We start from the raw sequence: 5,013 nt of genomic DNA on the forward strand, positions 1-5,013 counted from the left end.
GATCAAGTGTTAGTGAATACCAACCAAAATGAAGTTTCGATCTTGATCGTCGAAGAACAAGAACTCGTAATGGGGTTTGCCGTTCGAGCCGTTGCGAATACCGAATGGTTGGATGTCAATCAGATGCTCCCCAATCCTAGCACCGATGCTGCGCTCCCAGCCAGCATCAGTGGCTTTATCAAGGGCGTTTATCAACTGTCTGGATCTGAGACTTCCGAACTCCGATTATTGGATCAGGTGGCCATTCTCCGTTCATCCAACTGGACAATTTAATCCTGACGGTGAAGGCCGCTAAGCATCATTCGATCGCTGAGATCGAGCATGCCGATCGGTACAGATGTCCCCCATTAGTAACTACCTGATCGAGTAATGTCGATCACCATTGGACGATGCTCGACTGGAGTCTCAAACTTATAAAAACATACATAATTCATAAAATTAACTAGTTATTAACACTAACCCTCCATGATTTCTACCCCCGATCCCATGCAAGACTATACTCAAGATTATCAATTAGCGGAAGCAGCTTATCTCCAAGGTAACTATGAAAAAGCTGCGACGATTATTGACACCCTCGTCAATAAATTTCATGACGATCCTAGCGTCCGGTTATTGCGCGGACACATTTACTGTTACGGTCTATATCAATACGAAATTGGTAAAAAAGAATATGAATATGTAATTGGCATTTCCACCGATCCAGAATTTCTCCAATTTGCTCATAGTGGCTTGGATTATGCTAATTCTTGCTTGAGCCAAATGGGTGAGCGCGCCAACAGCGAACAATTTAATGGTGGCGATTCTGGCGGACATTATCGCCATACTACTGCTGATTCAGCCGAGTTGCTAACTTGGCGACAACCAGAAGATCTGACTGCTGATGAAGATTTCGATCTCGCCGCGCTGAATTTTAATGTCGATATGTCGGGGCAATTATTTCCCAGCCAATCGACCGACTTTTTCTCGGTCGAAACTAACATCGGTGGTCGCAAACAACCACAAGTGGCTACTGGGTTTTATAATAACGAGCAAGAGACGCTGACCGATGCTTTTGCCTTTGGGTACGATCTCGCTGAACCGCCCAGTAATCAGCTATTTGAAGGTGTGCCGGTAGCAACAACCACTGAAGCTAACGATGATACGGGTTTTTTCAATATTTCCGTCGCTGCCAATCGTGCTTTTGCTAGCTTCGATCCCGATCATGCTCCGGAGTCACCTGCGGAGGTTAGCCCCAACATCGCGGCACCAGATCCAATTCAAGCAGATCCGTTCGCCGATCGACCAGAGCCAGTGGCGATTGCAGATCGACCGACATTGATGACCCCGATTGATCGCAGTGCCACAGAACAGCCCGCCGATCCCAGCCCGCCGATCCCAGCGCAAATGGAATTTTCAGTTGAAGATATCTCTGACGCACTCAATGAAATTAGTGGTGCTCTGCCTTTGGCTTGGCCGCCCACCGCTCAAGCTGGCCAAGCAGGCGTGAATTGGCTGCAAGATCAGGACGATCTAGCGGGGGATAACATCAATAATCCCCAGGCCGATGGATTTGATTTTGGGGTATCGCATGTTTTTGAGGATGCATTTCAGCCACAACCAACCGATGGATTGGCAGCTAAAGCGGCAGATCCTACCCGATCGCAATTTGCACCGCTCGATCGGCAAGTATTGAGTGGCATCTTGGGTGATGATGATAGTAATGGCGGTACCCAATCGGGATTTTTCGATCTGCCAGACAATTTTCTCGAAAAGCCGACACCCTCTTCGATGAATATGCCGAAATCTTCAGCGATGTTTGATGATAGCTCGACATTTATTAATGGTGTCTCGATCTCTGGGATCAAAAATCAACCCCATGGCATGATTAGCAATATCTATCGCGAAGATGATCAGCCTAATATGACCCAACTGACTCCCCAAGGTATATTCGCACCGTTTGAGAATGCCTCATTCCAGAAAAAGCAGTGGCTAATTTCTGGTGCGGCGGGACTCGGTGCGGCGGTCGCGATCGCTGGCGTCACTTTTGTCACCAGTCTGACGCTCTCGCCTCAAGATAAAGCCGCTCGCGACCCGCTACAACGGGCGGGTGCCATCATGATGGTCTTGGGCGGTCTGACGAGTTTTGGGATTACGCGGATCCTGACCGGTCGCTATACCAAGCAAGTCAGTCGGAGTGTCAGAGACTTGCAGTCTAATTTTGAGCAAGTAGCCCAAGGGAATATGGCCGCCCGCGCGACTGTCTCTTCACAGGATGAATTGGGACTATTGTCCTCTTCGTTCAACTATATGTTGCAATCGGTGGTGACTAGCAACTCCGCAGCCCAAAACAAGGCTCGGGACATGGAGCTAGCCAAAGATGAACTCCAACGCCAAGTAATTCGGCTCCTCGATGACGTAGAAGGCGCGGCACGCGGAGATCTGACTGTCAAAGCGGAAGTTACTGCCGACGTCCTCGGTGCCGTCGCTGACTCGTTTAACTTGACGATCGATAGTCTCCGGCAGATCGTCCAACAGGTACAAGTCGCAGCCGTACAGGTCAACCAAAGTTCGACCGAAAGTGAGGCATTTGCCCGCCGCCTGTCTTCCGACGCCCTCAGCCAAGCTGAAGAACTCGCCGTCACGGTCAACTCCGTCCAAATGATGACCGCCTCGATCAAGCGGGTAGCCGAAAGTGCCCGCGAATCGGAAGAAGTCGCCCGCACGGCATCTTCAACCGCACTCAGAGGTGGTGAAGCGGTAGAACGGACGGTGGCAGGTATTCAAGAAATTCGCGAAACAGTTGCCGAAAGTACGCGCAAAGTCAAACGCTTGGCTGAATCTTCGCAACAAATTTCCCAAATTGTCTCGGTGATCTCCCAAATCGCTTCCCGTACCAACTTACTCGCGCTCAATGCCAGTATCGAGGCCGCCAGAGCTGGCGAATCTGGCAAAGGATTTGCGATCGTTGCTGATGAAGTCCGGCAACTAGCCGACAGAAGTGCCAAAGCACTCAAAGAAATCGAGCATATCGTGCTCCAAATTCAAAGTGAGACAGGTTCGGTAATGGCGGCGATGGAACAAGGTACTCAACAAGTCATTGCTGGTACCAAACTGGCCGAACAAGCCAAGCGATCGCTCGATGACATCATTCAAGTATCGAATCGGATCGATGCCCTGGTGCGATCGATTACCTCCGATACGATCGAGCAACGTGAAACCTCTAAAGCCGTCACCGAAGTCATGCAATCGGTCGAAATTCAGGCTCAATCTACTTCTCAAGAAGCCCAAAAAGTATCGTCATCCCTCGAAAACCTGGTGGTCGTCGCTCGTAACCTGCTCACTTATGTCGAACGATTCAAAGTCGAGTAGTTGAGGGAAGTGGATAGTGAAAAGTGAAAAGTGATTAGTGAATAGAGGAATAAAAGGACACTTGCTTGCGTCCATAACCTCCAACATTTCTTTAACCACTATCCACTACCCACTATCCACTATTCACCACTCACCACTATTTATATTCACTATTTAATCATTCCTAGTTATGGAAAACCACGATCGCATTCTGGGCTACTTTTTAGAAGAAGCTAGCGAACACTTACACACGATCGAACAAGGCTTACTCAAACTGCCGGAAACCGTCAGACAGCCAACGACGATCCGCGAGCTATTTCGCGCCGCACATTCGATCAAAGGTAGTGCTGCCATGCTCGGACTACTCGATATTCAAAAAATTGGCAACCAATTTGAAGCTAACTTTAAATTGCTCAAAGAACAGCCTCAAATTGCGGTCGATAGCCACCTGCAATCGCTATTTCTCGAAAGCTTTGGGTTCTTGAAAGCGGGCATTGAAGAAGTACGCGGATCGAGCGATCCCTATCGTCAAGATCCCGCCACGATCGATCCAATCGGCGATCCGGTCTTTGAAGAACTCAAAGCTTATCTCCAGCAATTGCTGGCTGCCGAGCCAGCCGCTGTGGTAACTGATCGAATCGCTACAGATGGCCAAAAAGATCCGGCGATCGACCAAGTATTTGGCGAATACGTCACCCGCAAACTCGATACCATCATCAGTCTGTGCCTACAGCCAGATCTGCCAGAAGTCCGCACTCAAATTCAGCAGATCTGTCAAAAATTGGGCAATCTGGGCGAAAATTTTGAATTTCTTGAATGGACGCATCTATTTACCGCTTGTAGATTAGCGACAGCCAATCCTGCCAACTTTTTACCTCAACTCGGCGAAAGTATCAGTATTGCGATCAAACAAGCCCAAGCATTGGTAATGGCCGATCGTTATCAAGAAATTAGGGTTACTGCCGATCTCGAAGCTTTAATTATTAGCAGAACTGCACCGCTCCAAGCTATCGATCTCCAATCAACAGCAGCATTAACACCTAATTCTGCACCGATCACATCCAATCTCAGTACGTGGAATTTAGATCGTGAAACTACGACCGAACAACTTCCCGAACTAATCTCGATCGGCTCCAGTAGCACATTACCGCTATCCCCCTCCGCCCAATTGCTCGATTTTGAAACTACCAACAATCTCTTCTCCACTGGTGCATTCCCAGCCGAATTAGATGCTGATGCGCTGGAATTGAACGAGTTTATGGACTTACTCGGTGATGAGCCGAGCGAGGGCACTTGGATGCAAGATGATGAGTTCTTGGATCTCGCGCTACCCTCGATCAATTTAGATGACTTGGCAAACGAGCAATTGCTGTCGCCATCGGATCGAACTTTGGCGAACGCAATGGCTACGACGAAGACAGCGCAGCTTGCTACGAGCGATCGAGCTGGCGAAACTACCGATGACAATCGCTGGCGATCGGTTCCAGAGATCTACGATGAAGAGACGTTTTACACTCCCGATCTCGGCGATCTCGACGGTCCGATCCCCGACTTTAGTTCGGCCACAGCCTTATCGATCGGTCAACATCAGCAGATCTACGCCGATCTCCATCAACTCGACAATATCGATGGCCAACTCCAGCCAGATCTCTCGCCATCGCTACAGCTAGCCGACAATTCCGCCCC

3 protein-coding genes are annotated in these 5,013 nt (G+C 49.2%); all 3 read left to right on the forward strand.

The features are described 5' to 3' along the window. On the forward strand, window positions 1–273 hold a 273-nt coding region (locus tag RMO27_RS04225), incomplete at its 5' end, for a chemotaxis protein CheW (RefSeq protein ID WP_309729418.1). Between the two features lie 213 nt (window positions 274–486). Next, the gene (locus tag RMO27_RS04230) at window positions 487–3,348 is read left to right on the forward strand and encodes a methyl-accepting chemotaxis protein (RefSeq protein ID WP_309729420.1); all 2,862 of its coding nucleotides are present in this window, start codon (window positions 487–489) and stop codon (window positions 3,346–3,348) included. A 169-nt stretch (window positions 3,349–3,517) separates the two neighbouring features. Further along, window positions 3,518–5,013, forward strand: a 1,496-nt coding sequence (locus tag RMO27_RS04235) for an Hpt domain-containing protein (protein WP_309729422.1), incomplete at its 3' end; no start/stop codon positions are given.

Source organism: Chamaesiphon sp. OTE_75_metabat_556 (genome assembly GCF_031378165.1).
GTDB lineage: Bacteria > Cyanobacteriota > Cyanobacteriia > Cyanobacteriales > Chamaesiphonaceae > Chamaesiphon.